A 24,649-nucleotide genomic window follows, 5' to 3' on the forward strand; every position below is an offset into this window, starting at 1 on the left:
ATTTTAGTCCCGTTCTGTGACAGGAATATAGTCTCTTGAATCTGGCCCCACGTAAATAGCACGCGGACGAATCAAGCGGTTATCACGGTATTGTTCAAAGATATGCGCCAACCAACCCGATACGCGACTCATCGCAAAAACAAGCGTAAACAAGTCGTGATCAATGTGAAGCGCGTGATAAACAGACGCCGAGTAAAAATCGACATTTGGTTTCAAGTGTTTGAATTCCCAGACTGCCTCTTCTACTTCCGCCGAAATATCGTAATATTCCGGTTCGCCTTTTTTCTCTGTAAGTTTGCGAGCCATCTCTTTCAAATGCATCGCACGTGGGTCTCCACCTTGATAAACGCGGTGCCCGAAGCCCATAATTTTCTCTTTGTTATCTATCTTATTTTGGATATATTCACGCGCATTGCCTTTTTCCTTGATTTCTTCAATCATGTCAATCACTCGCTCATTCGCACCACCATGAAGCGGTCCTTTAAGCGCGCCAATTGCAGCGGTTACTCCCGAATAAACATCGGATAATGTTGCCACACAAACACGCGCAGTAAACGTAGATGCGTTGAATTCATGATCCGCGTGTAGCACCAGCGCTTTATTCATCGCTTCGACTTCCAAATAAGTCGCATCTTCGCCAGTCAACATGTATAAAAAGTTCGCTGCCATACTCAAATCATTGCGCGGTGGAATCGGATCCAAACCACGACGAATCCGTGAAAATGCTGCCACAATCGTCGGCATCTTCGCTTGTAAACGAATCCCTTTGCGGTAAACAGCTTCCCCATCATCCATCTCCGCTTCCGTATCAAAAACGCCGAGCATCGAAACCGTGGTCCGCAAAACGCTCATCGGATGTAATTTTTGGTGATGTTGCAAACGCAAACTTGTAATAATCGTCTCAGAAACTGCCATATTTTCACGAATTTCGCCCGTAAATTTCGCCAAATCTTCCGCATTTGGCAGGCGTAAATGCCAAAGTAAATAAATAACCTCTTCAAATGTCGCGTTACTCTCCATCAGATCATCAATGCCATAACCAACATACGTCAGCATGTCATCTAAAATAGAACTAATCGACGTCTCCGCAACATATACATTCTCCAAACCTTTTGAAACCGTCATTATTTTTCCCCCTAACAATATAAAATTTAGCGTCACCTGCTATGTAGTTGTCTTTTTGTTCATTCATTTGAATAGAGCGACACCTTGCATGAGCACATAGGCGATTCCTGCTGCAATGACCGGCCCAGCCGCAACTCCGCGAAATAGTACCACCGCTAGAATCGTGCCAAAAACAAGTGATACTGTCACTTGTGGGTCTACCGCCATGTAGCCGACACCTTTTTTTGCCAAAATAGAAACAGCAATTCCCGCCAGCAAGCCAATCCAACCAGCCGCCGATTTAAAGGAATCGATTAAGTCTTTAAAACCAATTTGTCCCGTCGCAATTGGAATCAGGATAGCAACTGTAATAACTGTTACTCCCCAATTGATTCCTCGTGATTGTATCGTTTCCATAATTCTGCCATCCACATGGAAAAGTTTCAGCAAGATTACAACGGCAACCGCAATGATTAACGAGTTATTTTTTGCTAGTAATCCAAGTCCGAGAAATAAGAGTAAAAATAGCATACTTTCTGTAAACAAGAAGAACAAACCTTTCCTTCTGAGAAAACGTCAGATTAGTTGTATTATAACACATCTACACCCCTTGATGTAAAGCGATACTTATTGTATATCTGAAAATAGATAAGAAAAGCCAATGACCTATTATTTCATATCGAAATAGGTGAAGTTTCCTTGACTCATTCGGCGTTCTATCCAGCGATTGATGCGCGGTTTTATCCATGAGCGTATGAATGGTAGGAATAAGAGGAGTCCGCAGATGGATGTGATGATGCCTGGGATGACGAGTAGGATGCCAGCTAGGAGTAGACAAATCGTATCGAGTAGATATGGCGATATGGTTTTTCCTTCACGCATGTTTTGAGTAATGCCGCGCCATAAACGTTTTACGATGAAAATGCCAAAAGCTGTGGAGGCGATTTGGATGAAAAGTAGTGGCCAGAAACCGATCCATTGGAATAGGAGGATATAGGTAAGTAGTTCGATGACGCCATATGCGGCCCAGTAGTAGACTATTTTTTTCAAAATGGTGACCTCCTTTGTGTGGTTTCTTTTTATTATAGCGTAGTTTTGGGGAAATGAGAAAGATTAGAAAAACCAGATCGGCATCCGGGTTAGGGATGTGATCTGGTTTTGTGTTTTTAGTTTGGAGTAGTTCGTGACTTACGCCTCCGGATCCAGCTTTACACGCCAGACCCTCGAAATTTTCGTGCCCTCCGCAAAAGTCAAAAGAGGACTTTTACTGCGCCCCCTAACAATTTCTGTCGAGGTTAACGGGCTGTCTCAGCTTTTCATCCGATCCAGCTTCGGAAGCCAGACCCTCGAAATTTTCGTGGCCTCCGCAAAAACCAAGAGCGGGTTTTCACTGCGGCCCCTAACAAATTTTTTCGGGTCTAACGGGCTTCCTCAGCTTTTCTATTAATGAGTCGCCGTTTTACCATTATAAACATTACCTTGGCGTGCGTCGACAGTCACTGTTTCGCCGTCTTTCACAAGGTCTGTTGCGTTTGTTGCGCCTACGATTACTGGAATTCCTAGTGTGATTCCAACAACGGCTGCATGGCTAGTTAGGCCGCCTTCTTCTACAACTACTGCTGCACTCTTCTCGAATGCTGGTAACATTTCTTTGTCTGTTGTTTTAACAACAAGAATGCCGCCTTCTACAGCTTTGTCTAATGCTTCTTTATTCGATTTAGCAACGACTGCTTTACCGATAACGGAAGTCGAACCAATTCCGTGACCCGATACTGCTTTGTCACCGATTAATTGGATTTTCATTAGGTTAGTTGTACCAGATTCTGTAACTGGAACACCGGCAGTGATGATGATTAGGTCGCCTTGTTTGGCAAGTCCTGATGCTAGGGATTCTTTTACTGCAAGGTCGAACATGTCATCTGTATTAGCGATTGGTTCTGCTAGACGTGGGTATACGCCCCATACTAGAGAAAGTCCGCGACATACGCGTTCGTTGAAAGTCACCGCTAAAATGTGTGATTTTGGACGGTATTTCGAAATCATGCGTGCTGTGTGACCACTTTGCGTTGTTGCAACGATTGTGTGTACGTTCAAGTTGCGCGCTGTGTGACCAACTGCTTGACCGATTGCTTCTGTCATATCAGAATTTTGGTGAGCTTTTAGGGCAAATTTATCTTGAGCTACTAGAGCTTCTTCGGCACGTAGCGCAATTTTAGTCATCATTTGTACGGATTCTACTGGATAATCCCCAGCCGCTGTTTCACCAGAAAGCATGATTGCATCTGTACCATCAAAAATGGCATTGGCTACATCACTTGCTTCTGCGCGAGTTGGGCGCGGGTTACGTTGCATCGAATCTAACATTTGTGTTGCTGTAATAACTGGTTTTGCAAGTTTATTACATTTTTTGATAAGTTGTTTTTGTACAATCGGAACTTCTTCGGCAGGAATTTCAACGCCTAGGTCACCACGAGCAACCATTAGACCTTGAGATACTTGTAGGATTTCGTCGATATTGTCAACGCCCTCTTGGTTCTCGATCTTAGGAATAATTTGAACGTGTGTGGCGTTGTTTTCTTCTAGGATTTTCGTGATTTCAAGAACGTCTGTTGCGCGACGAACGAATGATGCCGCGATAAAGTCGATTCCTTGTTCTAGACCGAAACGGATATCGTTCGCATCTTTTTCTGTGATACCAGGTAGGTTAATCGATACGTTTGGCACGTTCACGCCTTTTTTGTTTTTAAGTACGCCTGGGTTTTGAACTTTTGTTACTAGTTCACGGTTTGCAGTGTCTTTTTCGATAACTTCAAGACCGATTAGGCCATCATCTAAAAGGATTGTTGAACCGATTTCTACGTCATCAAATAGTTCTGTGTATGTTACGGAGAATTTTTCTTTCGTTCCAAGGACTTCTTCCATTGCTACGCGAACAGTGTCCCCTTTTGAAAATTCTAATTTCCCGTTTTCCATATCGTTTGTACGGATTTCAGGGCCTTTTGTATCAAGTAAAATCGCTACTTCTGTTCCCGTAATTTTGACAGCTTCACGAATATTTTTGATACGCGCGCCGTGCTCTTCATAATCACCATGTGAAAAATTAAGACGACATACGTTCATCCCTGATTCGATTAATTGTACTAATGTTTCTACCGTTTCACTTGCAGGTCCAATCGTACAAACAATTTTAGTTTTTTTCATCTTTTATACTCCTCCTAAGAATACCTATTCATTCATTACTTATTATAAACTCATCCGCCCCATTTTACCAGTAACTTCACTAGCGTACAAGGGTTTTGTGAATTTATGTGCATGTTGACCAAACTTTTCATTCTTTTTTAGGCACGCTTTTATGTAGCCAGTTTTCATGCCTATTTTCATTTTAATCCGTAGGAAGAGGCTTCTAAGTTATGCAAAACTAGAAACCTCTATCGTTGTATTAAATTGATAGGATTGTTGCTAAATCAAACATTTCTTTATCAATCACGTGTTTTTGTTTTAAAACTTCTGTGATATCATTTTCGACGATTTTATTATTTTGGATGCCGACAGCAAGACCGCCACGGTTTTCCATTAATAAATCGACAGCACGCGCGCCTAGACGGCTTGCCAATACGCGGTCAAAAGCAGTTGGACTACCGCCACGTTGAACATGTCCTAGAACTGTTACACGCGCATGATAATCGCCAAACTCAGCTAATTGGTTCGCGAATTCATTACCAGAAATAACACCTTCTGCAACGACGATGATACTATGTTTTTTACCACGAGCAAGTCCTTTATTTAGGCGTTCGACAACATCTTCCATCACAAAATTGTGCTCAGGAACGATAATAGCTTCCGCGCCTCCTGCAAGACCAGACCAAAGTGCGATATCACCAGCATCGCGACCCATTACTTCAATGATAAATGTACGTTCATGACTTGTTGCTGTGTCACGAATTTTATCCAATGCGTCAAGCACTGTGTTTAAAGCCGTGTCAAAACCGATTGTAAAATCAGTACCAGAAATATCATTATCGATTGTTCCTGGAATACCAACTGTCGGGAAGCCACGTTTTGTTAAGGCTTCAGCTCCGTGATAAGAGCCATCTCCACCAATAACGACAAGGCCTTCAATACCGAATTTCTTCAACTGCTCGATGCCTTTTAGTTGACCTTCTTCTGTCGCAAATTCAGGATAGCGTGCCGAATAAAGGAACGTTCCTCCGCGATGTAAAAGATCCCCTACAGAACCTAAATCTAATTTATGAATATCTCCGTTTACTAAGCCTAAAAAGCCGTAATCGATACCATAAACTTCTAATCCTTCATAAATACCTTTACGAACAACGGCACGAGCCGCAGCGTTCATTCCTGGTGCATCTCCACCACTTGTTAAAACTGCAATACGTTTCATCAAAATCCCACCTCAAACAATGAATATATTTTTTCATCACATGGTTACATTCTACATCACTTTTCCTAAAAATGAAAGCAGGAATCTAGTTCTTTTTTCATGTTTTGTGAAACTTTTCATTAATTCCACCCGCGAATGGTGTGTACCAATTGCTTTTTATTAGGAATTGGTACTGGTTTATTACCCCTTGGTGGAGTAGACCAAACATCGTATAACACGAAACAAGCTAAAATAGCATAAAAATAAAAGCCAATGAAAGATGAGTCAAAACCTTTGCTTCACTCGTGCTTTCATGACCTTTATTATCATCTATAACTCTTCGTAAACACCGATTTTCTTAAACTTCTCATACCGCTGATCCGCTAATTGCTCGCCGTCAAGTGCTGACAACGAATTCAAGCTTTTACGGATGACTGCGGAGATAAGTGCGGCTTGTTCTTCCACGTTACGATGGGCGCCGCCACGTATTTCAGGAATGATGCCGTCTGTGATGCCTAACTCAAATAGATCTGCCGCCGTTATTTTCATCGACTCAGCAGCTTGTTTGGCAAGTCCTGCGTCTTTCCAAAGAATAGCTGCAGCGCCTTCTGGTGAGATAACGGAGAAAACGGCATTTTCTAGCATGTAGATTTGGTTGCCGACGCCAAGCGCCAAAGCACCGCCACTTCCACCTTCACCAATAACAATCGAAATAATCGGCACGGTCATATCGCTCATCTCGTAAAGATTACGCGCAATCGCTTCACTTTGTCCGCGTTCTTCGGCGGCACGGCCTGGATAAGCGCCTTTCGTATCGATGAAGCAGATAATCGGACGTCCAAATTTATTGGCTTGTTTCATTAAACGTAACGCCTTGCGGAAACCTTCTGGGTGTGGCATTCCGAAATTACGATGCAGATTGTCTTTCGTATCTTTCCCGCGTTGGTGACCGATAACCGTGACTGGTGTACCGTTAAATGTAGCGACACCAGCTATAATCGCTGCATCATCACCAAAATAACGATCGCCGTGCAATTCCATAAATTGATCAAACACAAATGGAATATAATCCAGTGTCGTCGGGCGTTCTGGATGGCGCGCGACTTGGAATTTATCCCAGGCAGACATATTGCCATAAATCGCGTCTTCTAGCTTACCAAGACGGATTTCCAACTTCACAATTTCTTTCGTCAAATCGACATCCGACTTCTCATTATACTCTTTGAGATCAGCAATCTTTGTTTGTAATTCTAAAATCGGTTTTTCAAATTCTAGCTCATTTGCCATCTGCTGCATCCTCCTTTTTTGTATGGATATCTAAGAGGAAGCGCAGTGTTTCGCGCATGTCAAGGCGTGATATAACCTCATCCAGCTGGCCGTGCTTTAATAAGAACTCCGCTGTTTGGAAGTCCTCTGGTAAATCTTCGCGAACCGTTTGCTCGATAACACGACGCCCTGCAAAACCAATCATTGCCCCCGGTTCTGCAAAATTATAATCGCCGAGTGATGCGAAACTTGCCGAAACGCCTCCCGTTGTAGGATGCGTCATGATGGAAATCGCCAATCCTCCGTGGTTACTGAAACGCTTGAAGGCAGCCGATGTTTTCGCCATCTGCATCAAGGACACCATACCTTCTTGCATCCGAGCGCCCCCCGATGCTGTAAAAATCACAAATGGAACGCCTAATTCATCGGCTTTTTCCACGGCGCGCAGTATTTTTTCTCCGACAACAGAGCCCATGCTGGCCATCCGGAATCTGGAATCCATCACGGCTACTACAAATGGCAGTGTCGCCATCGTTGCCGTTCCAGTCAAAATAGCTTCATTCAAGTCGGTTTTCTTCTTATCTTTTACAATTCGATCCATATAATCTTCAAACCCAAGCGGATTTGCCGTCGTTAAATTGCCGTCCAGCTCCGAAAACGAGCCCTCGTCTACTAAATAGGCGATTCTTTCTTGCGCCCCTAGCGAATGATGATAGCCACAATAGCTACAAACCTTCAAGTTCTTCTGTAATTCCTTGGAGTACATAATTTTCTTACATGAAGGACATTTCGTCATGATACCTTCTGGAACATCTGGCTTAGAGCCGTCTGAAGGAATCGTTGCATATTTCCTTTTCTTTGGTTTTGTAAATAAATCTCCTAACAAAGGATGAACCCCCTTTTGAAACAATCTCTTTTCTAATCAGCACTTCAACTATTTTTGTCCACTTTCCATAGTAGCATTTTTTGGCGCATTTGTCTTATCTAAATCTTTCTGTATTAGTACAACTTGGATGCCGATACCGGCTGTTGTCCTTTATTCAGTCACACTACTATACCATATTTTTTTTATTTTTTAAAAGGCTAACGAATGATAAAATTGCCATCTCCGAGAAGTTCCGTGATTGCTTTCGCTGTTTCAGAGCTCCCGTTAATGCTAAATTTCGGCTGTAGCTGCGTCGTTTTCTTCGTTGTTTCGTCATGTAAAATAACGCTGATATCACCGCGATTAGCCAGCAAAATCGACTTTAATTGTTCCCATTGACTCGCTTCTTTAATACGTAAAAAAGCGCGTTTTGGAACTTCGATATCTTTTACATTCTCTGCTTTATTAATGACGAGCTGTAATTCCCCGTTTCGTTGGTCCACTTTGGCTTGAAGCAGTACAATAAGCCCTTTTTCGGCTAGTTCTGTGTATTTTCGATAGGTTTCTGGGAACATGACGGCGCTGATTTCACGGCTGTCATCACTGATTGTAAGGAAGCACATCGACTCACCTTTTTTTGTGCGGATCGTTTTGATGTCGTGAATATACGCCGCTATTTTGTAGATTTTGCCGACTTTTATTTGTGATAATGGTGTTATTTCAAGGAGTTTTAGTTTATCTTGATAGAACGTGACGGGATGCGCAGAAACGTATTGCCCGACGTATTCTTTTTCTTTTTCTAGTTTTTCATCGATTGGAAGCGGGCTGGCTTCGCGGTATTTCGGCTTCATTTTGCGGAACAATTCGTCATCAGTTGTGAACAGATTAATTCCTTTTTCGTCGTCGCCAAGCAAGCTAACATATTGTAGCGCTGCGTCCATCGAAGCCATATACGTGGCGCGATCTTTGCCAAATTCATCGAAACATCCCGCGTAAATGAGCGCTTCTAATACTTGCTTGGTCAGTTGTTTTTGAGGCATCCGTTCGCAAAAATCAAAGAAGTCCTTGAACGGCGCTCCTTTTCTTTCGTTGACTATCGCGAGTACAAATTTACTTGGAACTTTGCGAATGACGCGTAAACTGAACCTTATCGCGTCGTCCTCCACTTGAAAATGATAGTAGCTACGATTGATTGAAGGTCCGCTCATTTTGATACCGTAGTTTTTTGCTTCGGTGATGTACTGGCTTATTTTATCGTCGTTTCCAATGACTGCGCTAAGAAGTGAGGCCATGAATGCGGCTGGATAATTGGCTTTTAGGTAGGCTAGTTGGAACGCGATTTTAGAATAGGCAACCGCATGACTTCTATTGAAACCGTAATTGGCAAAACGAACAATCAAATCGTAGACTTCATTCGCGCTTGCTTCCGTGTAGCCTTTTTTGACTGCACCTGACACAAAATGAATCCGCTCCTCTTCTAGGACATCCGCTTTTTTCTTACTGACGGCGCGTCGGAGTAAATCTGCCTCACCAAGCGAAAAACCTGCCATGACGGATGCGACTTGGATAATCTGTTCTTGGTAGACGATAATGCCATACGTAACGCCTAAAATCGGCTCCAAATCTGGATGTGGGTAGACAATGTCTTGCTTCCCATGTTTCCGAGCAATAAAAGTATCAATTTGTTCCATCGGGCCTGGACGGTAAAGCGCATTCGTCGCGACAATATCTTCAAATGAAGTCGGACGCAAATGCTTCAATACACGCCTAATCCCATCAGATTCAAACTGGAAAATCCCAGTCGTATCCCCTTTTTGGAAAATTTGCAGCGTTTTAGCGTCGTCGAGCGGTATATCTTGCAAAGTCAGCTCTGTATCCCGAATATAGTTGACATTTTTCAGCGTTCGATCGAGTAATGTCAAATTTCGAAGTCCCAAAAAATCCATTTTTAAAAGTCCTATTTTTTCGAGATCCCCCATTGCAAATTGCGTCAAAAGCGCGTCACCACTGCCTTTTTGGAGGGCTATTTGATCGACGAGCGGTTCGTCACTAATAACGACTCCGGCTGCGTGGGTGGAAATGTGGCGGGGCAAGCCTTCGATTTCGGTCGCGATTTCCCAGATAAGTTGGTTTTGTTCGGAGCTAATAATGTGGCGTTGCAGGGCTGTAGACTGTTCGTACGCTTTGGTTAGCGTCATACCAAGTTCGCGTGAAATGAGCTTAGACCAGTCGGATAATTGAACAGAATTTAAGCCAAATGTCCGCGCGGTGTCTCGAACCGCAGCTTTGGCCGCTAACGTTCCAAATGTGCCAATTTGTGCCACGTGCTGTGTGCCGTATTTGCTAACGACATAAGAAATAACCTCATCGCGACGATTATCAGGGAAATCCAAGTCAATATCGGGCATACTGATACGTTCTGGGTTCAGGAATCGTTCAAATAGTAGTTGATATTGAATCGGGTCGACATCTGTAATTTGTAGGACGTACGAAACGAGCGAACCCGCCGCTGAGCCCCGTCCTGGTCCTGTTAGAATCCCGTTTTCTCGTGAATATTTCATGACATCCCATACAATAAGAAAATAATCGGAAAAGCCCATATCCTGAATAACTTTCAACTCGTAATCCAAACGTTCCCAATAGGTTGCGTCAGGATTTGCGACACGGATTTTCAGCGCGTCATGACATAAATCTTTCAAAACTGGCCCTGCCTCAAAACCTTCTGCCAGCGGGAATTTAGGCAATAAATGCTGATCCATCGCAATCTCCACGTGACACATATCCGCAATTTTAGCCGTTAACGCCAATGCTTCCTGCTCAAACGGCGTTGTAAACAGATTTTCCATGTCCTCAGGCGCGGCGAAATAAGCTCCTCCAGCGAGCGGTAAATTATGCCACGATACAGTGTCATTATCGCGAATCGCGCGCAAAATTTCTGTACTGCGAACACCTTTAGGCTCCAAATATTGCACATTTTTCGTGGCAACAGCAGGGATTTTCTCCGCTTCGCAAAAATCACGAACGGCCTCGTAATGTGGATTTTCTTTTTGTAATGTCATGTAAAATCCAGATTCACCAGCAATTTCCTGCCACTTCGTCACAACCAAGCGCGCATCTTCGTGTAAACCTTGGCGAATCAAGCGTTCGATTTCTCCAGCTTCACCCGGCGAGAATAGCAGCAAGCCGTCTCGATACGATTCTAGCCACTTTATCGGTAGTTTCTGTTCCTCGCGTGTCTCGATGGCACTTGAAATTTTGAGTAAGTTACGGTAGCCTTGCGTTGTTTTCGCGAGCAGGAGCAGTTCGTAGGTCTCAAGCGGTTGCGTCACGCCCTCCACTGAAATCATCATCCCGATAAGCGGTTTAATCCCCGCAGCATGGCACTTTTGATAAAATTCGATAACACCATACATCACATTATGATCGGTAATCGCGACTGCTGGATAATGAAATTGTTGTGCTTTCTCAATAATCCCGTCAATAGCCGCCGTACTTGATAACAAATCGTACGCGCTAGCCACTTGTAAATGAACAAATCCCATTATCCACGTCTCCTCTCTCGAACAACATTCTCCATTCTATTATATCGGTTATCCCCCGAAAAAGAAACCATATGTTCGCTTTTATTTATCACCTGCCCCGAACCTACGCATAATGTTTGATAGCTTGTTGCAAGTTTGCCTTTATTTCTAGTCGCAGCGATTCAGGCGCCATGATTTGAACGTCCGCACCAAACGATAATAAAAAAGAATACAGCCAATCTGTTTTCGGGATCTCCGTTTTTACTTCGATGCGCCCTGAAACCACCTGCAAAATTTCAGCTGGGAAAATCGCTAATAACCGGTAGTATACAGATGCCTCAAACACAAGATGTACTGCCAATTTCGGTGCTGGTGTCACGGCTTGCTGTCGAAACGCATCAAACGCAGATTCCTCGAAATTTGGTTGGAAATAGTCCGTTATCACAGCGTCTACCATACGATGCACATGAAATAAACGATATGCCTTCCGCAAATAACAATAACCCCATAAATACCATGCATTCCCGCGATACCAAAGCTTCAGTGGTGCGACTTCCCGCCTCGTTTTCTGCCGATTGCTATTATAATAGATAAAAGCGACTTTGCGATTTTCCAAAATACATTGCTTCGTTAGCGCAAAAATCTCATTTCGTTCAGGCGGAGCTCCATATTCAGCTGGATCGATCACAATCCAATCCTTCTCAACCGCGTCCCATAGCGCCTGAAACTTCTCCATTAGAGACGCCACCTCTGGAAAATTCGTCGTTGAAAGGTTTTGGAGTGCTACTTGAAGGACATCCTTTTCCTTCGCGGTAATCGGTATTCGAGCTAAGCTAAACCCTGACATAAGACTAATTCCACCTGTTCTCCCGCGCGTCATCTCGATAGGAATACCCGCCAATGAGAGCGTTTCGATATCACGATAAATGGTCCGGACCGACACCGCAAAATATGTCGCCAAATCCTTTGCCTGCAACTGCTTCCTGTTCATTAATAAGATTAAAATTTCCAATAAACGATCGATTTTCACAATGGCTCACCTCTTCTCATTTTATCCTAACATACTATTTAAATATGACATAACGCTGTCAATCGAATACGCTATTATAGAGGAAAAGGAGGTTTTAATGATGCAAGAAATTTATTGGATAAACGAAACGCGTACGAATAATTTCAATGACCGCGAAGTCGCTGCGAAAATAGGCGGCTTATGGCAAGAAGCGCAAAAATTACAGCAAACAGACGCCACGTTTTATGGTATTTATGCTGATTATGAGAGTGACTACAAGGGAGATTATACGGTGAGCGTTGCGAGCAATATGCCTCATTCTGAAAATGCAAAAAAAATCATGATTCCTGAACAACCATATCAAGTTTTCAACGTAGAAAAAGAGGTTTTCGCGACGTGGCAAGAAATTTGGAATACCGAACTCCATAGAAGTTACCTTTTTGACTATGAAGAATACACTCCTGATGGCTCGATTCGGATTTATGTCGGTCTAAACGCATAGAAAAAGAGCAGTACGCCAAATTTGGTTTACTGCTCTTTTATTCAATTACATAATGCTTCTAGTTTTGCCACCATTTCTGGGATTTCTGACTCCGATTCAAGCGTCGCACCAGATGCCAACGGATGCCCACCGCCACGATATTCCTTTGCTAAACCGTTGATAACAGGCCCTTTTGATCGTAAACGCGCTCGGATAATCGCGCCATCTTCTATGAATAATATCCACGCTTTAATCCCAATAACGCTGTCAATCCGATTCACCAACTGTGCTGCATCGCGCGCCGTGACATCAAACTGCTCCAGCAAAGCTCGGTTAATATAAATATGCGCAGCGCCATTTGCCGCCATCTGGAAATTTTGCAAAATATAGCCTGATAATTTGACCGCATTCAGTGGTGTCTCATACATTTTTGTAAAAATTTCCGTGCGATCAAACGGGAAAACAACAAGGTCCGCCGCGTAACGCAATGTTTTCGGCGTCGTATTCGGGAATAAGAACCGTCCAGTATCCCCAACAATCCCAGCGTACAGCAACCGCGCCGCCTTCTCGTTCAGCGTCAATTCTTTCGGAAACGCCTCCACAAACGCCGTAATCATCTCACTACAAGACGAAGCCCCCATATCAACCCAACTATAATCCCCATACGCATCGTCATTCGGATGGTGATCAACCTTCACAAGCTCCTTGCCAAGCGAATAGCGCGCGTCATCAATCCGCTCCGTGTTCGCCGTATCACAAACAATCACAAGCGCACCCTCATAAACCGAATCCTCAATCGCATCCACTTTCCCAAGAAAATCAAGCGACGGCTCACCTTCCCCAACACAATACACCAACTTATCTGGAAAATTGCCTTCTAAAACCGCCGCGAGTCCCATTTGCGAACCATATGCATCCGGATCCGGCCGCACATGCCGGTGAATAATAATCGTCTCATATTTCTTAATCACATCTAAAATTGCTTTTTTCATCCTATTTCCACCAATCCTTAACGTTCCATCATTTGGCAAGCCACAATCGCTTTACCCACTAAAATACCTTCCAAATACAGCTCGATATCGATTTTTCCCGCCTTACGTCCAATCTCCAAAATCCGCGGTTTAATCACAATCGTCGCATCCATTTGTACCGGTTTCAAAAAGTAAATCGAAATATTCTCAATCGCCACATTGCGCTTCTTCAAAGAAAACAGTTTTTGCTGCACAACATCACACACGATCTGCGTAAAAACGCCGTAAGAAAGCGTCCCGATATTGTTCGTCATCTGCGGCGTCACGGTAAATTGAAAATCCAGTTCCGACACATCATCCGTCGTCTTTTCAATCAACTGATTCGTAATCGTATCGTCAATCGTCTCCCCAATCTGCGGCTGCCGCTGAATCATTTGCAGCGACTTCAAAATATCCTGTCGACTCACAATCCCAATCAGCGTCAAATCATCTTTCACAACCGGGATAACCTCGATACCTTCCCAAATCATCATGTGCGATACCGACGCCACGCTCATTTTCGGACCGACCGTCAACGGATTTTTCGTCATCACTCGCTCAATCGAGATCGATAAATTTTTGTCAATCACGTCTTTGCTCGTAATCATCCCCGACAAGCGCATCGCCTTATTCACCACTGGAAAACGGCTGTGCCCCGTCGATGTTTCCTTCTTATACCAATCCTCGACCCGATCCGATGTGCTCAAATAAGCCGTCTTCTCAAGCGGTGTCAAAATATCCTCCACAAACACGACTTCCTTCTTAATCAACTGGTCAAAAATCGCCCGGTTAATCATCGTTCCAACCGTAAACGTGTCATACGTCGTCGATAAAATTGGCAACTCTTTCTCGTCCGCCAATTTCTTCACCGACTCCACCGTATCAAAGCCACCCGTAATCAGCACCGCGGCACCACGTTCTAGCGCCAACTCCTGCGCATCCACCCGATTCCCAACGATCACCAAGTTCCCCGCATCCGTATAGCGCTCCATCGCCTCCACCGTCATCGCACCAATCACAAACTTGTTCAGTGATTTATGAAGCCCAGCACGGCCACCAAGCACTTGACCATCGATCATATTCACAATCTCCGCGTACGTCAGCTTCTCGATACTATCCTTTTGCTTCCGCTCAATCCGGATTGTCCCGACACGCTTAATCGTACTAACAAAGCCAACAATTTCCGCATCCTTAATCGCCCTGTAAGCCGTCCCTTCACTGACATGCAAGTTTTTCGCGATTTTCCGAACCGAAATTTTCTCGCCCACCGCAAGCTCTTCAATATATTTCAAAATCTGCTCATGCTTTGTCGCCAAGCCACTCACCCATTCCCTCTAAATTGTCATCGATGCGCCAATATCCAGCACTTTCCCACGCAATTCCGTATTCAAACTCGCCACAAACGCGTGCGGATCCTGTGCAATCAGCGGGAACGTATTATAATGCATTGGTACAACCACCTTCGCCTGCAAAAATTCCGCTGCAATCGCCGCATCTTCCGGCCCCATTGTAAAATTATCCCCAATCGGCAAAAACGCCACGTCAAGCTCGTTCAACTGCCCGATTAATTTCATATCCGAGAACAATCCCGTATCGCCAGCATGATAAATCGACTTCCCATCGATTGTCAACACGAATCCCGTCGGCAAGCCTAAATTAATAATTTTGCCATCTTGCACCGTCGACGAACCATGAAACGCCTGCGTCAATTTCACCGTTCCAAAATCAAACGGACGCTTTCCACCAATATGTAGCGGCGCCAAATTTTCCACACCTTGCATATTTAAAAACGTTGCCAGTTCCACATTCGCAATCACCGTCGCGCCCGATTGTTGCGCAATCGTGACCGTGTCCCCCACATGATCGTCGTGCCCGTGCGTCACAATAATATAATCCGGTTTCTCATTCTCCACCACCAAATCACACTGCGGATTCCCTGAAATAAATGGATCCACAAGAATCGTCACGTCCTCCGCCACCACTTTAATACAAGATTGCCCATGAAATGAAATTTGCATATTCTGACTTCCCTTCTGTACTACTAATTATATTTAATACATAAACTATACCATAAAACGATTGCAAAGTGTTGCAATAACACCGTTTAATGATGACACGAAAATACGTAAAACATCGCTATACTAGTACAGAAAACACACCCGATATCTAATCAAAGTCCGCAATCATCTTCTCTAAACCAGCCACTACATGTTTTCGTGCCCTTCCAGAAAGAGCCTTCTCCATTCCCTCGTTCAAATCACGAAACGCTTGCTGCACATGACGAACCAACTCTTCTCCTTCTACTGTCAGAAAAATCTGCTTCTGCCGCTCATTATCGCTAGGTATCTCCCGATAAATAAGCCCCTTCTTCTCCAATTCTTTCAAAATATTCGTGATTGTCGCGTTCTGCTTCCCTAAATAATGCGCCAAGTCCTTCTGAATCGTCCCCGAATTCGCAGCCACATAATTCAAACTTTTCGCCTGCAAAAGATTCAAATGAACCCCTTTCAACCGTTTTGAAATATAATCCTGTTGTAACAAACTCAACTGATAAATTTTCTCTGACAACTCATTTTCGCCTGAAATCAAATGCCTCTCCTCCTTCATGTCTTTTAAACAGTTTAATCTAAAACAATTCAATTGACAACTATTCTAAAACAGCGTATAGTCATATTCATTAAATAGTTTTAATTACAACTGTATTAAAAACAACTATAAATCAGGAGGAATCAATCATGTCACTAAGCCCACAACAAATGAAAAATACAATACACGAATTTCAACAAAACTTTGTGTTATCAGGCCTTACAATCGAACAAATTGCAACCGAACTACAAACAAGCCCAGAAAAAATCCATCGCATTCTCCAATTAGAACAAAAATCAATCGAAGACCCGTGGATTCTCAAGGAATTTTTAGAGCAACATATTTTGAAATCGGGAAAAATGCCTGTCCCATTTAGCGCGCTACAAGGCAATTACCATCAATACTGGTTTTTAAAGACGAAAAAAATCGATAAAATGCAGCTCAGCAAAGGAAATAACTAATTTAGGAGGAATTTACAATGACAATTACTTTAATTACAGGCGGAAATGCCGGATTAGGATTTGAAACCGCGCGACGTTTGAAAGAAGTTGGGTACAAAGTTTATATCGGATCACGCGATGCCGCTCGTGGAAAAGAAGCAGCCGCGGAACTTGGCGTCGCTTTCATCGTTTTAGACGTCACAAACGAAGCTTCCGTCGCACAAGCAGCCACAGAAATCGAGAAAAAAGAAGGCCATTTAGACGTCCTTATCAACAATGCCGGCGTTTCAGGAAATGTCGCATCGCCAGAACAAATCACCGTCGACATGATGGAGCAAGTCTACCAAGTCAACGTTTTCGGAGTCGTGCGCGCCACCCATCACTTTTTACCACTTTTGCAAAAATCGACACAACCCATTATCGTCAACGTGAGCAGTGGCCTCGGTTCATTCGGGCAAGTTCTAAATCCAGAACAAATCGAATCCAAACTAAACCCGCTAGTATACAGCTCGTCCAAATCCGCCGCTTCCATGCTCACAGTCCAGTACGCCAAAGGTTTACCGAACATGCAAATCAATGCGGTCGATCCAGGCCCAACCAAAACTGGCTTAACAGGGCAAGGCCACCAAACCGTTCAAGAAGGATCCGACGCGATCGTGCAAATGGCAACCATTGACAAAGACGGCCCAACTGGTATTTTTATGAGCCACGATGGTATTATTCCATGGTAAACATTTAATTTCTGCGCGATTTCGTGTTATGATAAAGCGGACGAAACAAGGAAAGAAGGATGACTGATGGAAAAAAATATCGATATTTTGCAAAACTGGCTAAAAGAGCAAGGCGCTGAGGTTGCGTTCATCACCGACCCTGAAAACATCGCCTATTTCACCGGCTATCATAGCGACCCACACGAACGCGTGCTAGGCCTCGCCGTATTTCCCGAAGTCGCGCCGTTCCTTTTCACACCAGGCCTTGAAGTAGAAGATGTGAAAAACAGCGACTGGTCACACGAGGCATACGGTTACAGTGACATCGAAAACCCCTGGGAAATCATCGTCACGCAGATTACAAAACGCGTACCGACCGTGAAGAAATTTGCCATCGAGAAATCCCATATGACGGTTGACCGTTTTGAAATTTTATCCAAATATTTAACCGACGCGACATTCATCTCGATTGAAGAAAAAATTCAGATGATCCGCCTCATCAAAACACCAGAAGAACTAGCCATCCTAAAAGAAGCCGCACTACTAGCCGATTACGCCGTCCAAGTGGGCGTTGACGAAATCGCAGAAGGCAAAACCGAAGCGGAAATCGTGGCAAAAATCGAATATGAAATGAAGAAAAAAGGCGTGAGCGCGATGTCCTTCTCAACGATGGTTCTAACCGGCACAAACGGCGCCCTACCACACGGCACACCAAGCGAGACAAAAATCAAAAAAGGCGACCTTGTCCTCTTTGACCTAGGCGTTGTCCATAAAGGCTACTGCTCCGACATCACGCGCACCGTGGCATACGGCGAAATCAGCGCAGAACAAGAAAAAATCTACAACACCGTGCTAAAAGCCCAACTCGCAGCCATCGAAAAAGTAAAAGCCGGCGTTCCGGCGAAAGAAGTGGATCTGACCGCTCGCAACATCATCAAAGACGCAGGTTATGGCGACTACTTCCCACATCGACTCGGGCACGGGCTAGGCGCAAGCGTCCACGAATTCCCATCGATCACCGAAACAAACGAGATGGCGCTACAAGAAAATATGGTCTTCACCATTGAACCCGGCATTTACGTCCCAGGCGTTGCAGGCGTGCGAATTGAAGATGATATCGTAGTGACAAAAGATGGTTATGAAATTTTGACCGAGTTTCCGAAAGAATTAACGTATGTGAAATAAGTCAAAGAAGTAGTTCAGCCCACCAGCTGGACTACTTCTCTTTGTATTTAAGCAATCTCTCCTCAAGCGTTCCCGTATGCAGTTCGAACAAATGATTATCAAAATCATAAAAATAAATCGAATTCGCCTCCCCAACGACTCTTGGACGCCCAGCTTTAATCTCTAATCCTAGTTTTACAATGCGTTCCAAATATCCATCGTATTCCGCCTCATCAATCTTAAACGCAATATGATTATACGTCCTACTTGGCAGACTGTTTCCTTCCATAATCGCAATCCATAAATCACCTATTAAGAAAAATTTTTCCCGTGACAAAGAATACGTATCGTCTTCGCTCGAATAAACCTCCTCCGCATCAAAAATTCGTTCAAAAAACAAGCTCGCTCTTTCCAAATCTTTGACAACAAACGTCATATGACTCAAACCTTCCATACTGATCACCTCATTCTCTATGCTACAAAACTTCTCTACTTTGAGCAACTAATTTCCCAATCCCACCCAATCGCCGTACAATAAAATAAAAACGAGGTGATTCCAAATGAACCTAACATTCACACCTGCAGCCATTTCACGCGTCGAGGCCTTGCGCGGTGACCTTCCCGGCAAACTATATCTCTACTATTTAACAGAAGGATGCGGTTGCGAAAACAGCGGTATTTTCACATTAAAACTAGCGATCGAAACAACACCTGAAGACATCGAATTCTCATCCAATCTTGGTCCCATCTTAATCGCGCGCTGGACGGCTGTTTTCCTAGAAGAACAACTAAAAATCGACTACGATGCCAAATCTAACGCCCTCATTCTAAAAAGCGACGGTCAATTCTACAATCGTAACCTCCTACTCATGGACACTGATAATAACTATATTCACACACCAAAAAACGAGCAGTAACCTCAGCAAGAGATTTCTGCTCGTTTCAGCGTGTCGACAAACGCTCATTTCCGTCGTTAGAGCCTGTGCGTCGCGCCAGTGCTCGACTTTGCCTAGGATCTAAGCATTTGTCGACACGCTGGGGTTCGGCGAATAGTCTACGAAAACTGGCTTTTCTAGTTAAGCCAGCGCTTCTTCCACCGCCTTATATTCATAACCCAAATCATCCGCAACGGCTTTATACGTCACATAACCACCAATCGTATTCACACCTTTATACAGCGATAAATTTCCAAGAACTGCATCAGCAAGCCCTTTATTCGCCAATGTTAATCCGAATTGTAGTGTCGCATTCGTCAGCGAGATGGTCGACGTACGTGGCACGGCACCCGGCATATTCGCCACTGCATAATGCACAACACCATGTTTTTCATACGTCGGGTCATCATGCGTTGTCACACGATCCGTCGTTTCAAAAATACCACCTTGATCAATCGCGATATCCACGATAACCGCACCTGGTTTCATTTGCTTCACGAGATCCTCTTTCACAAGTTTCGGAGCACGCGCACCCGGAATCAGTACCGCACCAACAACCAAATCCGCCTTTTTCACAGCCGTTTCGATGTTGAAAGCGTTACTCATCAACGTCGTAATTTGATTGCCAAAAATATCATCCAGCTCGCGTAAACGATGCAAGTTCAAATCGAGAATCGTCACATTCGCACCAAGCCCAATCGCCACTTTTGCTGCGTTCGTTCCTGCCATCCCGCCGCCGATAATAACCACTTCGCCACGCTCAACGCCCGGCACACCGCTAAGTAAAATACCGCGACCGCCATTGTTCCTTTGCAAAAATTGTGTCCCAATCTGCGCTGCCATACGACCAGCAACCTCGCTCATCGGGCTAAGTAATGGTAATGTACGGTCATCCAGCTCCACCGTTTCATAGGCAACACTGTTCACCTTATTCTCCGTAAGCGCCTTCGCAAGTTCTGGCTCATTCGCCAAATGTAAGTATGTGAACAACAGCAATCCTTCACGGAAATAGCCGTATTCAGATGCAATCGGTTCCTTCACTTTCACAACCATATCCGCAGCCCAAGCCTCAGCAGCAGTTCCCACGATCGTCGCGCCTGCCGCAACGTAATCCTCATCGTGAAAAGCTGAACCTAAACCCGCGTTTGTTTCAACTAGTACTTTATGACCTGATTGAACGTACGATAAAACACTAGCTGGCGTCATTGCTACCCGATTTTCATTATTCTTAATTTCTTTTGGAACACCAATTAACATATGAATCTCCCCTTTTAAGTAAATTAGCCCATAAAGTATGCGCTTACAAAACAAGAATAACACAGATGACCCGAATTGTAAAAAAATACGGGTTAAAAAATTTTGCAATGCTTTTAATGGTTGTTTTCGCAAAAAAAGGGTACAATAATAGTATAAAAAGATTTTCCAAAGTGTCGAAATTCACTGTTTTCGTGAAAGTCCCGCCAAACCCCAGCGTGTCGACAAATGCCTATATTCTAGGCAAAGTCGAGCACTGGAGCGGAGCATACTCAGGTATGTGAGCACCGGCGCACAGACTTTAACGACGAAGATAGGCGTTTGTCGACACGCTGGGCAGGAGGGATTTAGTATGTTACAGCAATATAGTAGAGTTTTAGTAGCAGTTGACGGGTCTAAAGAAGCAGAAAGCGCATTCCAGAAAGCAATTCAAGTTGCAAAAAGAAATGAAGGATCACTCGGACTTGTTCATGTTATCGATACGCGTGCCTTCTCATCCGTCGCTAACTACGATACTTCCATGGCCGACAAAGCCACAGAATACGCGGATGAATTGTTAAATGGTTACAAAGATGATGCATTAAAACAAGGTGTTACCAATGTCGAAACTTATATCGAATACGGTTCACCAAAAACAGCGATCACAAAAGAAGCTGCCAAAGCCTTCAAAGCCGACCTTATCATGTGTGGTGCGACTGGTCTAAACGCAGTAGAACGCTTACTTATCGGTAGTGTTTCGGAGTACATCATCCGCCACTCCCCATGCGACGTACTAGTTGTAAGAAACGAAGATCCAGTTTACAAAGACTAACAAAATATGAATAAGCGATTTCCCGAATCTCAGTGGGAAATCGCTTATTTTTTTAGTTATCTATTTTCTCGCGGATGGCAAGCATTCTGTCTTCGATTGCTGCGATTTCTCGCGCACAAACCTCGAGCTCCAAACCAAGCCCCGCGTCACCCATTTCTTTTTTGTAGCGTAACGAATGTTCTAAACTCGCCCAGTAGTCCATTGCAATTGTGCGGATTTGAACTTCAATGCGATATGCTTCCTTACGATCTGATAAAAAGATAGGCACCTCTAGGATTAGATGCAAACTACGATAACCATTTTCTTTCGGGTTTTTAATATAATCTTTCGTCTCGATTAAGTAGACATCATCTTGCTTGGTCAACATTTCTGCTAGCCAATAAATATCGTCTGTATAGGAACAAATAACGCGAATTCCTGCCACATCGTTCAGCGTCTCTCGAATACTAGCCACCGAAATTGCCTTCTCCTTTTTTGCTAGTTTCGTGCCAATACTGATCGGTTTCTTAATTCTAGACGTGATAAACTGAATCGGATTTCGATCTTCCTTCAAAGCCATTTCGTCATTTAGAATATCCAATTTCGTACGTACTTCTCGAATCACGGATTGATAGCACGTCATTAAACTGCGAAATTCATCTAAATGCTGCATTCCTTCGCTCAACTTCGGATCATTCCCAAGCCATACTTTAAAATCTTCTAAAAGAGCACTATCCATATTATTTGCCGCCTTTACAATTTTTGTATTCACTCCTGTATAATAGCACAAAACCAAGGTATAGAGTTAACTATAACTGGATATTTCTCCAAAATCTCATCAAAAAAACAGAAAGCAACTATCTCTCAATCGAGATAACTGCTTTCTGCAAAATTCTATTTATCGTTGTGCGCGAATAACTTCCACATCACGTGCAATCATCAATTCTTCGTTTGTCGGAATGATGATAACTTTAACTGGTGAGTGCGGGTAGTTAAGGAATGCTTCTACACCACGAACTTGGTTTAAAGCTGGATCCCAATAAACGCCCATGAACTCAAGACCACGAAGAACGCGCTCACGAATGTACGAACTGTTTTCGCCAATTCCTGCTGTGAAGATAATCGCATCGACACCGTTCATACGAGCTGCATACGAACCGATGTATTTATGAATACCATCAACAAAGACGTCAAGCGCTAGTTCAGCACGATCATTTCCTTTTGCGGCTTCGCTTTCTAAATCACGAAGGTCACTCGAAATACCGGATACGCCAAGCATACCTGATTCTTTGTTCAACACGTCAAGCACTTGTTCCGCTGATTTCCCTGTTTTCTCCATAATGAATGGAACGAGCGCAGGATCGATGTTACCAGAACGAGTTCCCATGGAAACACCAGCAAGCGGCGTGAAGCCCATCGATGTATCCATGGATTTACCGCCTTCGATTGCAGCGATACTTGCACCGTTTCCTAAGTGACATGTGATTAAACGCAATTCCTCTTGTGGACGACCAAGCAAGTCAGACGCACGTTCTGTCACATATTTATGACTCGTACCGTGGAAACCATATTTACGAATGCCATAATCTTCATAGTAGTTGTACGGCAAGCTGTAAAGGTAACTTGATTGCGGCATTGTTTGGTGGAAAGCTGTATCAAAAACGGCTACCGCTACGATATCAGGTAAAACTTTACGGAAAGCGCGAATACCAGTAACGTTCGCTGGGTTATGAAGTGGCGCAAGTTCAGATAATTCCTCGATGTCTGTAATAACTTGATCCGTGATATATACGGATTCTGTGAATTTTTCGCCGCCGTGAACAACACGATGTCCAACGCCTGTGATTTCATCGTACGATTTAATGATGTTATGCGAGATTAATTTGTCTAGTAACATTTGGACCGCAACTTCGTGATCCGGAATGTCCGTTACTTCTTTGATTTTTTCATCGCCAACAGAGATTGTAAAAATCGAATCTTTCAAGCCAATACGTTCTACGATTCCTGCTGTAATAACCGTTTCTGATGGCATATCATATAATTGGAATTTTAGTGACGAGCTCCCAGCATTAATTGCAATTGTTTTTTCCATGTTTATTTCATCCATTCCCTTCAACTACTTGTTTTCGTTAAACCAGTTTTCAATTTTCGCCAATACGTTTGCCGTCGCTCTTGGATCGGTCAAACTTGGCAGGTTCGCGAGCAATACTTCTTTTGGCGGCTGCAAATCATCTGCCCCTTTTTGCAGGATTAGAATACTTTTTCGAGCTCCCTCAGATGCAAAAAGTGTCTCTGGCAATTGCAGAATTCCTTGAATGTGACCATGTTTTTTGATGAACCTGTCCACTTTCGCGAAATCTTCCGTTCCAAACATCGCACTCGGCACTAGGAAAAATAAATAGCCTCCTGCTTTCGTGTACCGCATACCTTGCTCGATAAATAAAAAATGCGCAAAAGAATGCCCATCGTCGCGGCGTAGCTCGAACGCTTTAGCACGCGTATCGTCTGGATAATACCCAACCGGCAAGTCACTCACAACAACATCGACCGGATCGACAAGCAAGTTGCCCAAACCATCTTGATGTAAAAGTTGGATTGGTTGGCGCTCCAAATCAGCACCGACGTAAGCAAGCGAAATGAGCAAATCATCGACATCAACGCCAGTAGCATCGAGCTCTAATTTACCTTCCAATTGATTGACAATCGTTGCAATTAAGTTCCCGGTCCCGCATGCAGGATCGAGCAAACGGATTTGTTTCTTACCAGCAAAAGCCTTGTCTACCAAGTAACCCATAATGAACCCAATCGAGTCCGGCGTCATTTGATGATTGACCTGAATGCCATGCTTCATACCTTTTAAGAGTGCAAGTTGATAACTCTTACGGATATCTTCTTTTGCAAACTCCTCCAACTGAACAGAACCATACCGCTCTTCCAGATTCAGTGTCGCCTCAGCAGAAAGTTCATCCTTTTGAAGTACCTCTTTCTGAAATAAATTCTCTCCTGTCTCATAAACGGCCTCCAGATAACTCATTTCGAGCTCGTTCTGAATAATGATGGCTGTATCATCGAGAACACGGAATAATTCCTCAACTGTTGCATTTGTCAAAAGTGAACACCTCGAATTCCTTCATTT

Annotated in this window: 24 protein-coding genes; 6 read left to right on the plus strand and 18 right to left on the minus strand. The window is 43.8% G+C overall.

Annotation, left to right across the window (positions count from 1 at the left end; all coding sequences use genetic code 11):
• Positions 1-3 precede the first annotated feature (3 nt).
• The 9 genes from citZ to EP58_RS02320 all read right to left on the minus strand — a co-directional run bounded on the left by citZ (position 4) and on the right by EP58_RS02320 (position 12,164).
• A complete protein-coding gene (citZ, locus tag EP58_RS02280; protein WP_036089506.1) occupies positions 4-1,125 on the minus strand; it encodes a citrate synthase in 1,122 nt (373 codons plus the stop codon).
• 63 nt (positions 1,126-1,188) lie between these two features.
• A complete protein-coding gene (locus EP58_RS02285; RefSeq protein WP_036089592.1) occupies positions 1,189-1,650 on the minus strand; it encodes a DUF441 domain-containing protein in 462 nt (153 codons plus the stop codon).
• Between the two features lie 123 nt (positions 1,651-1,773).
• Positions 1,774-2,154: an FxsA family protein gene (locus tag EP58_RS02290; RefSeq protein ID WP_036089509.1), complete on the minus strand. Its 381-nt coding sequence runs from the start codon at positions 2,152-2,154 to the stop codon at positions 1,774-1,776.
• Between the two features lie 393 nt (positions 2,155-2,547).
• A complete protein-coding gene (gene pyk, locus EP58_RS02295; protein ID WP_036089512.1) occupies positions 2,548-4,305 on the minus strand; it encodes a pyruvate kinase in 1,758 nt (585 codons plus the stop codon).
• A gap of 238 nt (positions 4,306-4,543) precedes the next feature.
• Positions 4,544-5,503: a 6-phosphofructokinase gene (pfkA, locus tag EP58_RS02300; RefSeq protein WP_036066729.1), complete on the minus strand. Its 960-nt coding sequence runs from the start codon at positions 5,501-5,503 to the stop codon at positions 4,544-4,546.
• 309 nt (positions 5,504-5,812) lie between these two features.
• Positions 5,813-6,769: an acetyl-CoA carboxylase carboxyltransferase subunit alpha gene (locus EP58_RS02305; protein WP_036089515.1), complete on the minus strand. Its 957-nt coding sequence runs from the start codon at positions 6,767-6,769 to the stop codon at positions 5,813-5,815.
• Positions 6,759-7,634: an acetyl-CoA carboxylase, carboxyltransferase subunit beta gene (accD, locus tag EP58_RS02310; RefSeq protein ID WP_036089518.1), complete on the minus strand. Its 876-nt coding sequence runs from the start codon at positions 7,632-7,634 to the stop codon at positions 6,759-6,761. Before accD ends, EP58_RS02305 begins: the two co-directional genes overlap by 11 nt.
• Before the next feature lie 197 nt (positions 7,635-7,831).
• A complete protein-coding gene (dnaE, locus tag EP58_RS02315) occupies positions 7,832-11,155 on the minus strand; it encodes a DNA polymerase III subunit alpha (protein WP_036089520.1) in 3,324 nt (1,107 codons plus the stop codon).
• A gap of 103 nt (positions 11,156-11,258) precedes the next feature.
• Positions 11,259-12,164, minus strand: coding sequence for a helix-turn-helix transcriptional regulator (locus tag EP58_RS02320; RefSeq protein ID WP_036089523.1), 906 nt, complete (start codon positions 12,162-12,164; stop codon positions 11,259-11,261).
• Positions 12,165-12,261: 97 nt separating this feature from the next.
• Here EP58_RS02320 and EP58_RS02325 point away from each other — a divergent pair, with 97 nt between their 5' ends.
• A complete protein-coding gene (locus EP58_RS02325; RefSeq protein WP_159106204.1) occupies positions 12,262-12,645 on the plus strand; it encodes a GyrI-like domain-containing protein in 384 nt (127 codons plus the stop codon).
• A gap of 41 nt (positions 12,646-12,686) precedes the next feature.
• Here EP58_RS02325 and EP58_RS02330 read toward each other — a convergent pair whose 3' ends face one another.
• From EP58_RS02330 to EP58_RS02345, 4 genes are all read right to left on the minus strand, one after another.
• Positions 12,687-13,616 carry a DHH family phosphoesterase gene (locus tag EP58_RS02330; protein ID WP_036089528.1) on the minus strand — a complete coding sequence of 310 codons (930 nt, stop codon included), beginning with the start codon at positions 13,614-13,616 and terminating at the stop codon, positions 12,687-12,689.
• A gap of 17 nt (positions 13,617-13,633) precedes the next feature.
• On the minus strand, positions 13,634-14,950 hold the full coding sequence (ytoI, locus tag EP58_RS02335) for a CBS-HotDog domain-containing transcription factor YtoI (RefSeq protein ID WP_036089596.1): 1,317 nt from the start codon (positions 14,948-14,950) through the stop codon (positions 13,634-13,636).
• An 18-nt stretch (positions 14,951-14,968) separates the two neighbouring features.
• Positions 14,969-15,652, minus strand: coding sequence for a metal-dependent hydrolase (locus tag EP58_RS02340; protein ID WP_036089530.1), 684 nt, complete (start codon positions 15,650-15,652; stop codon positions 14,969-14,971).
• A gap of 148 nt (positions 15,653-15,800) precedes the next feature.
• The gene (locus EP58_RS02345; RefSeq protein WP_036089533.1) at positions 15,801-16,223 is read right to left on the minus strand and encodes a MarR family winged helix-turn-helix transcriptional regulator; all 423 of its coding nucleotides are present in this window, start codon (positions 16,221-16,223) and stop codon (positions 15,801-15,803) included.
• Positions 16,224-16,369: 146 nt separating this feature from the next.
• Between EP58_RS02345 and EP58_RS02350 the strand changes: the two genes are divergently transcribed.
• From EP58_RS02350 to EP58_RS02360, 3 genes are all read left to right on the plus strand, one after another.
• Complete coding sequence (locus EP58_RS02350; RefSeq protein ID WP_036089536.1) at positions 16,370-16,681, plus strand: DUF2316 family protein; 312 nt, start codon at positions 16,370-16,372, stop codon at positions 16,679-16,681.
• Positions 16,682-16,698: 17 nt separating this feature from the next.
• Entirely contained in the window at positions 16,699-17,391 is a 693-nt protein-coding gene (locus EP58_RS02355) for an SDR family NAD(P)-dependent oxidoreductase (RefSeq protein WP_036089539.1), read from the plus strand.
• A gap of 66 nt (positions 17,392-17,457) precedes the next feature.
• Complete coding sequence (locus EP58_RS02360; protein ID WP_036089541.1) at positions 17,458-18,555, plus strand: M24 family metallopeptidase; 1,098 nt, start codon at positions 17,458-17,460, stop codon at positions 18,553-18,555.
• 31 nt (positions 18,556-18,586) lie between these two features.
• On the opposite strand, the gene fosX is transcribed toward EP58_RS02360, so the two are convergent.
• Complete coding sequence (gene fosX, locus EP58_RS02365) at positions 18,587-18,988, minus strand: FosX/FosE/FosI family fosfomycin resistance hydrolase (RefSeq protein ID WP_036089544.1); 402 nt, start codon at positions 18,986-18,988, stop codon at positions 18,587-18,589.
• Positions 18,989-19,094: 106 nt separating this feature from the next.
• Between fosX and EP58_RS02370 the strand changes: the two genes are divergently transcribed.
• Positions 19,095-19,451 (plus strand): iron-sulfur cluster biosynthesis family protein, encoded by a 357-nt coding sequence (locus EP58_RS02370; protein ID WP_036089547.1) that lies wholly within the window; start codon positions 19,095-19,097, stop codon positions 19,449-19,451.
• A gap of 159 nt (positions 19,452-19,610) precedes the next feature.
• Here the strand turns inward: EP58_RS02370 and ald are convergent, their stop codons facing one another.
• On the minus strand, positions 19,611-20,726 hold the full coding sequence (gene ald, locus EP58_RS02375; protein WP_036089550.1) for an alanine dehydrogenase: 1,116 nt from the start codon (positions 20,724-20,726) through the stop codon (positions 19,611-19,613).
• Positions 20,727-21,075: 349 nt separating this feature from the next.
• Between ald and EP58_RS02385 the strand changes: the two genes are divergently transcribed.
• Positions 21,076-21,534 carry a universal stress protein gene (locus EP58_RS02385; RefSeq protein WP_036066705.1) on the plus strand — a complete coding sequence of 153 codons (459 nt, stop codon included), beginning with the start codon at positions 21,076-21,078 and terminating at the stop codon, positions 21,532-21,534.
• Between the two features lie 52 nt (positions 21,535-21,586).
• Here the strand turns inward: EP58_RS02385 and EP58_RS02390 are convergent, their stop codons facing one another.
• From EP58_RS02390 to EP58_RS02400, 3 genes are all read right to left on the minus strand, one after another.
• A complete protein-coding gene (locus EP58_RS02390; protein ID WP_036089558.1) occupies positions 21,587-22,252 on the minus strand; it encodes a GTP pyrophosphokinase in 666 nt (221 codons plus the stop codon).
• 159 nt (positions 22,253-22,411) lie between these two features.
• Positions 22,412-23,605, minus strand: a complete 1,194-nt coding sequence (locus EP58_RS02395; protein WP_036089561.1) for an acetate kinase — start codon at positions 23,603-23,605, stop codon at positions 22,412-22,414.
• A gap of 24 nt (positions 23,606-23,629) precedes the next feature.
• Positions 23,630-24,622, minus strand: a complete 993-nt coding sequence (locus EP58_RS02400; RefSeq protein ID WP_036089564.1) for a class I SAM-dependent methyltransferase — start codon at positions 24,620-24,622, stop codon at positions 23,630-23,632.
• Positions 24,623-24,649 lie beyond the last annotated feature (27 nt).

Origin of the sequence: Paenilisteria newyorkensis, from assembly GCF_000766145.1 — a bacterium.
In the GTDB taxonomy this organism is placed as follows: Bacteria; Bacillota; Bacilli; order Lactobacillales; family Listeriaceae; genus Listeria_A; species Listeria_A newyorkensis.

Bases quoted from the DNA above. Each gene is read 5' to 3' on its own strand.
- EP58_RS02325 (WP_159106204.1), top strand. From the start codon at position 12,262: ATGATGCAAGAAATTTATTGGATAAACGAAACGCGTACGAATAATTTC.
- EP58_RS02395 (WP_036089561.1), bottom strand. From the start codon at position 23,605: ATGGAAAAAACAATTGCAATTAATGCTGGGAGCTCGTCACTAAAATTC.
- fosX (WP_036089544.1), bottom strand. From the start codon at position 18,988: ATGGAAGGTTTGAGTCATATGACGTTTGTTGTCAAAGATTTGGAAAGA.
- EP58_RS02350 (WP_036089536.1), top strand. From the start codon at position 16,370: ATGTCACTAAGCCCACAACAAATGAAAAATACAATACACGAATTTCAA.
- citZ (WP_036089506.1), bottom strand. From the start codon at position 1,125: ATGACGGTTTCAAAAGGTTTGGAGAATGTATATGTTGCGGAGACGTCG.
- EP58_RS02330 (WP_036089528.1), bottom strand. From the start codon at position 13,616: ATGAAAAAAGCAATTTTAGATGTGATTAAGAAATATGAGACGATTATT.
- dnaE (WP_036089520.1), bottom strand. From the start codon at position 11,155: ATGGGATTTGTTCATTTACAAGTGGCTAGCGCGTACGATTTGTTATCA.
- EP58_RS02385 (WP_036066705.1), top strand. From the start codon at position 21,076: ATGTTACAGCAATATAGTAGAGTTTTAGTAGCAGTTGACGGGTCTAAA.
- EP58_RS02370 (WP_036089547.1), top strand. From the start codon at position 19,095: ATGAACCTAACATTCACACCTGCAGCCATTTCACGCGTCGAGGCCTTG.
- ald (WP_036089550.1), bottom strand. From the start codon at position 20,726: ATGTTAATTGGTGTTCCAAAAGAAATTAAGAATAATGAAAATCGGGTA.
- EP58_RS02355 (WP_036089539.1), top strand. From the start codon at position 16,699: ATGACAATTACTTTAATTACAGGCGGAAATGCCGGATTAGGATTTGAA.
- EP58_RS02305 (WP_036089515.1), bottom strand. From the start codon at position 6,769: ATGGCAAATGAGCTAGAATTTGAAAAACCGATTTTAGAATTACAAACA.
- EP58_RS02390 (WP_036089558.1), bottom strand. From the start codon at position 22,252: ATGGATAGTGCTCTTTTAGAAGATTTTAAAGTATGGCTTGGGAATGAT.
- EP58_RS02360 (WP_036089541.1), top strand. From the start codon at position 17,458: ATGGAAAAAAATATCGATATTTTGCAAAACTGGCTAAAAGAGCAAGGC.
- pfkA (WP_036066729.1), bottom strand. From the start codon at position 5,503: ATGAAACGTATTGCAGTTTTAACAAGTGGTGGAGATGCACCAGGAATG.
- pyk (WP_036089512.1), bottom strand. From the start codon at position 4,305: ATGAAAAAAACTAAAATTGTTTGTACGATTGGACCTGCAAGTGAAACG.
- EP58_RS02340 (WP_036089530.1), bottom strand. From the start codon at position 15,652: ATGCAAATTTCATTTCATGGGCAATCTTGTATTAAAGTGGTGGCGGAG.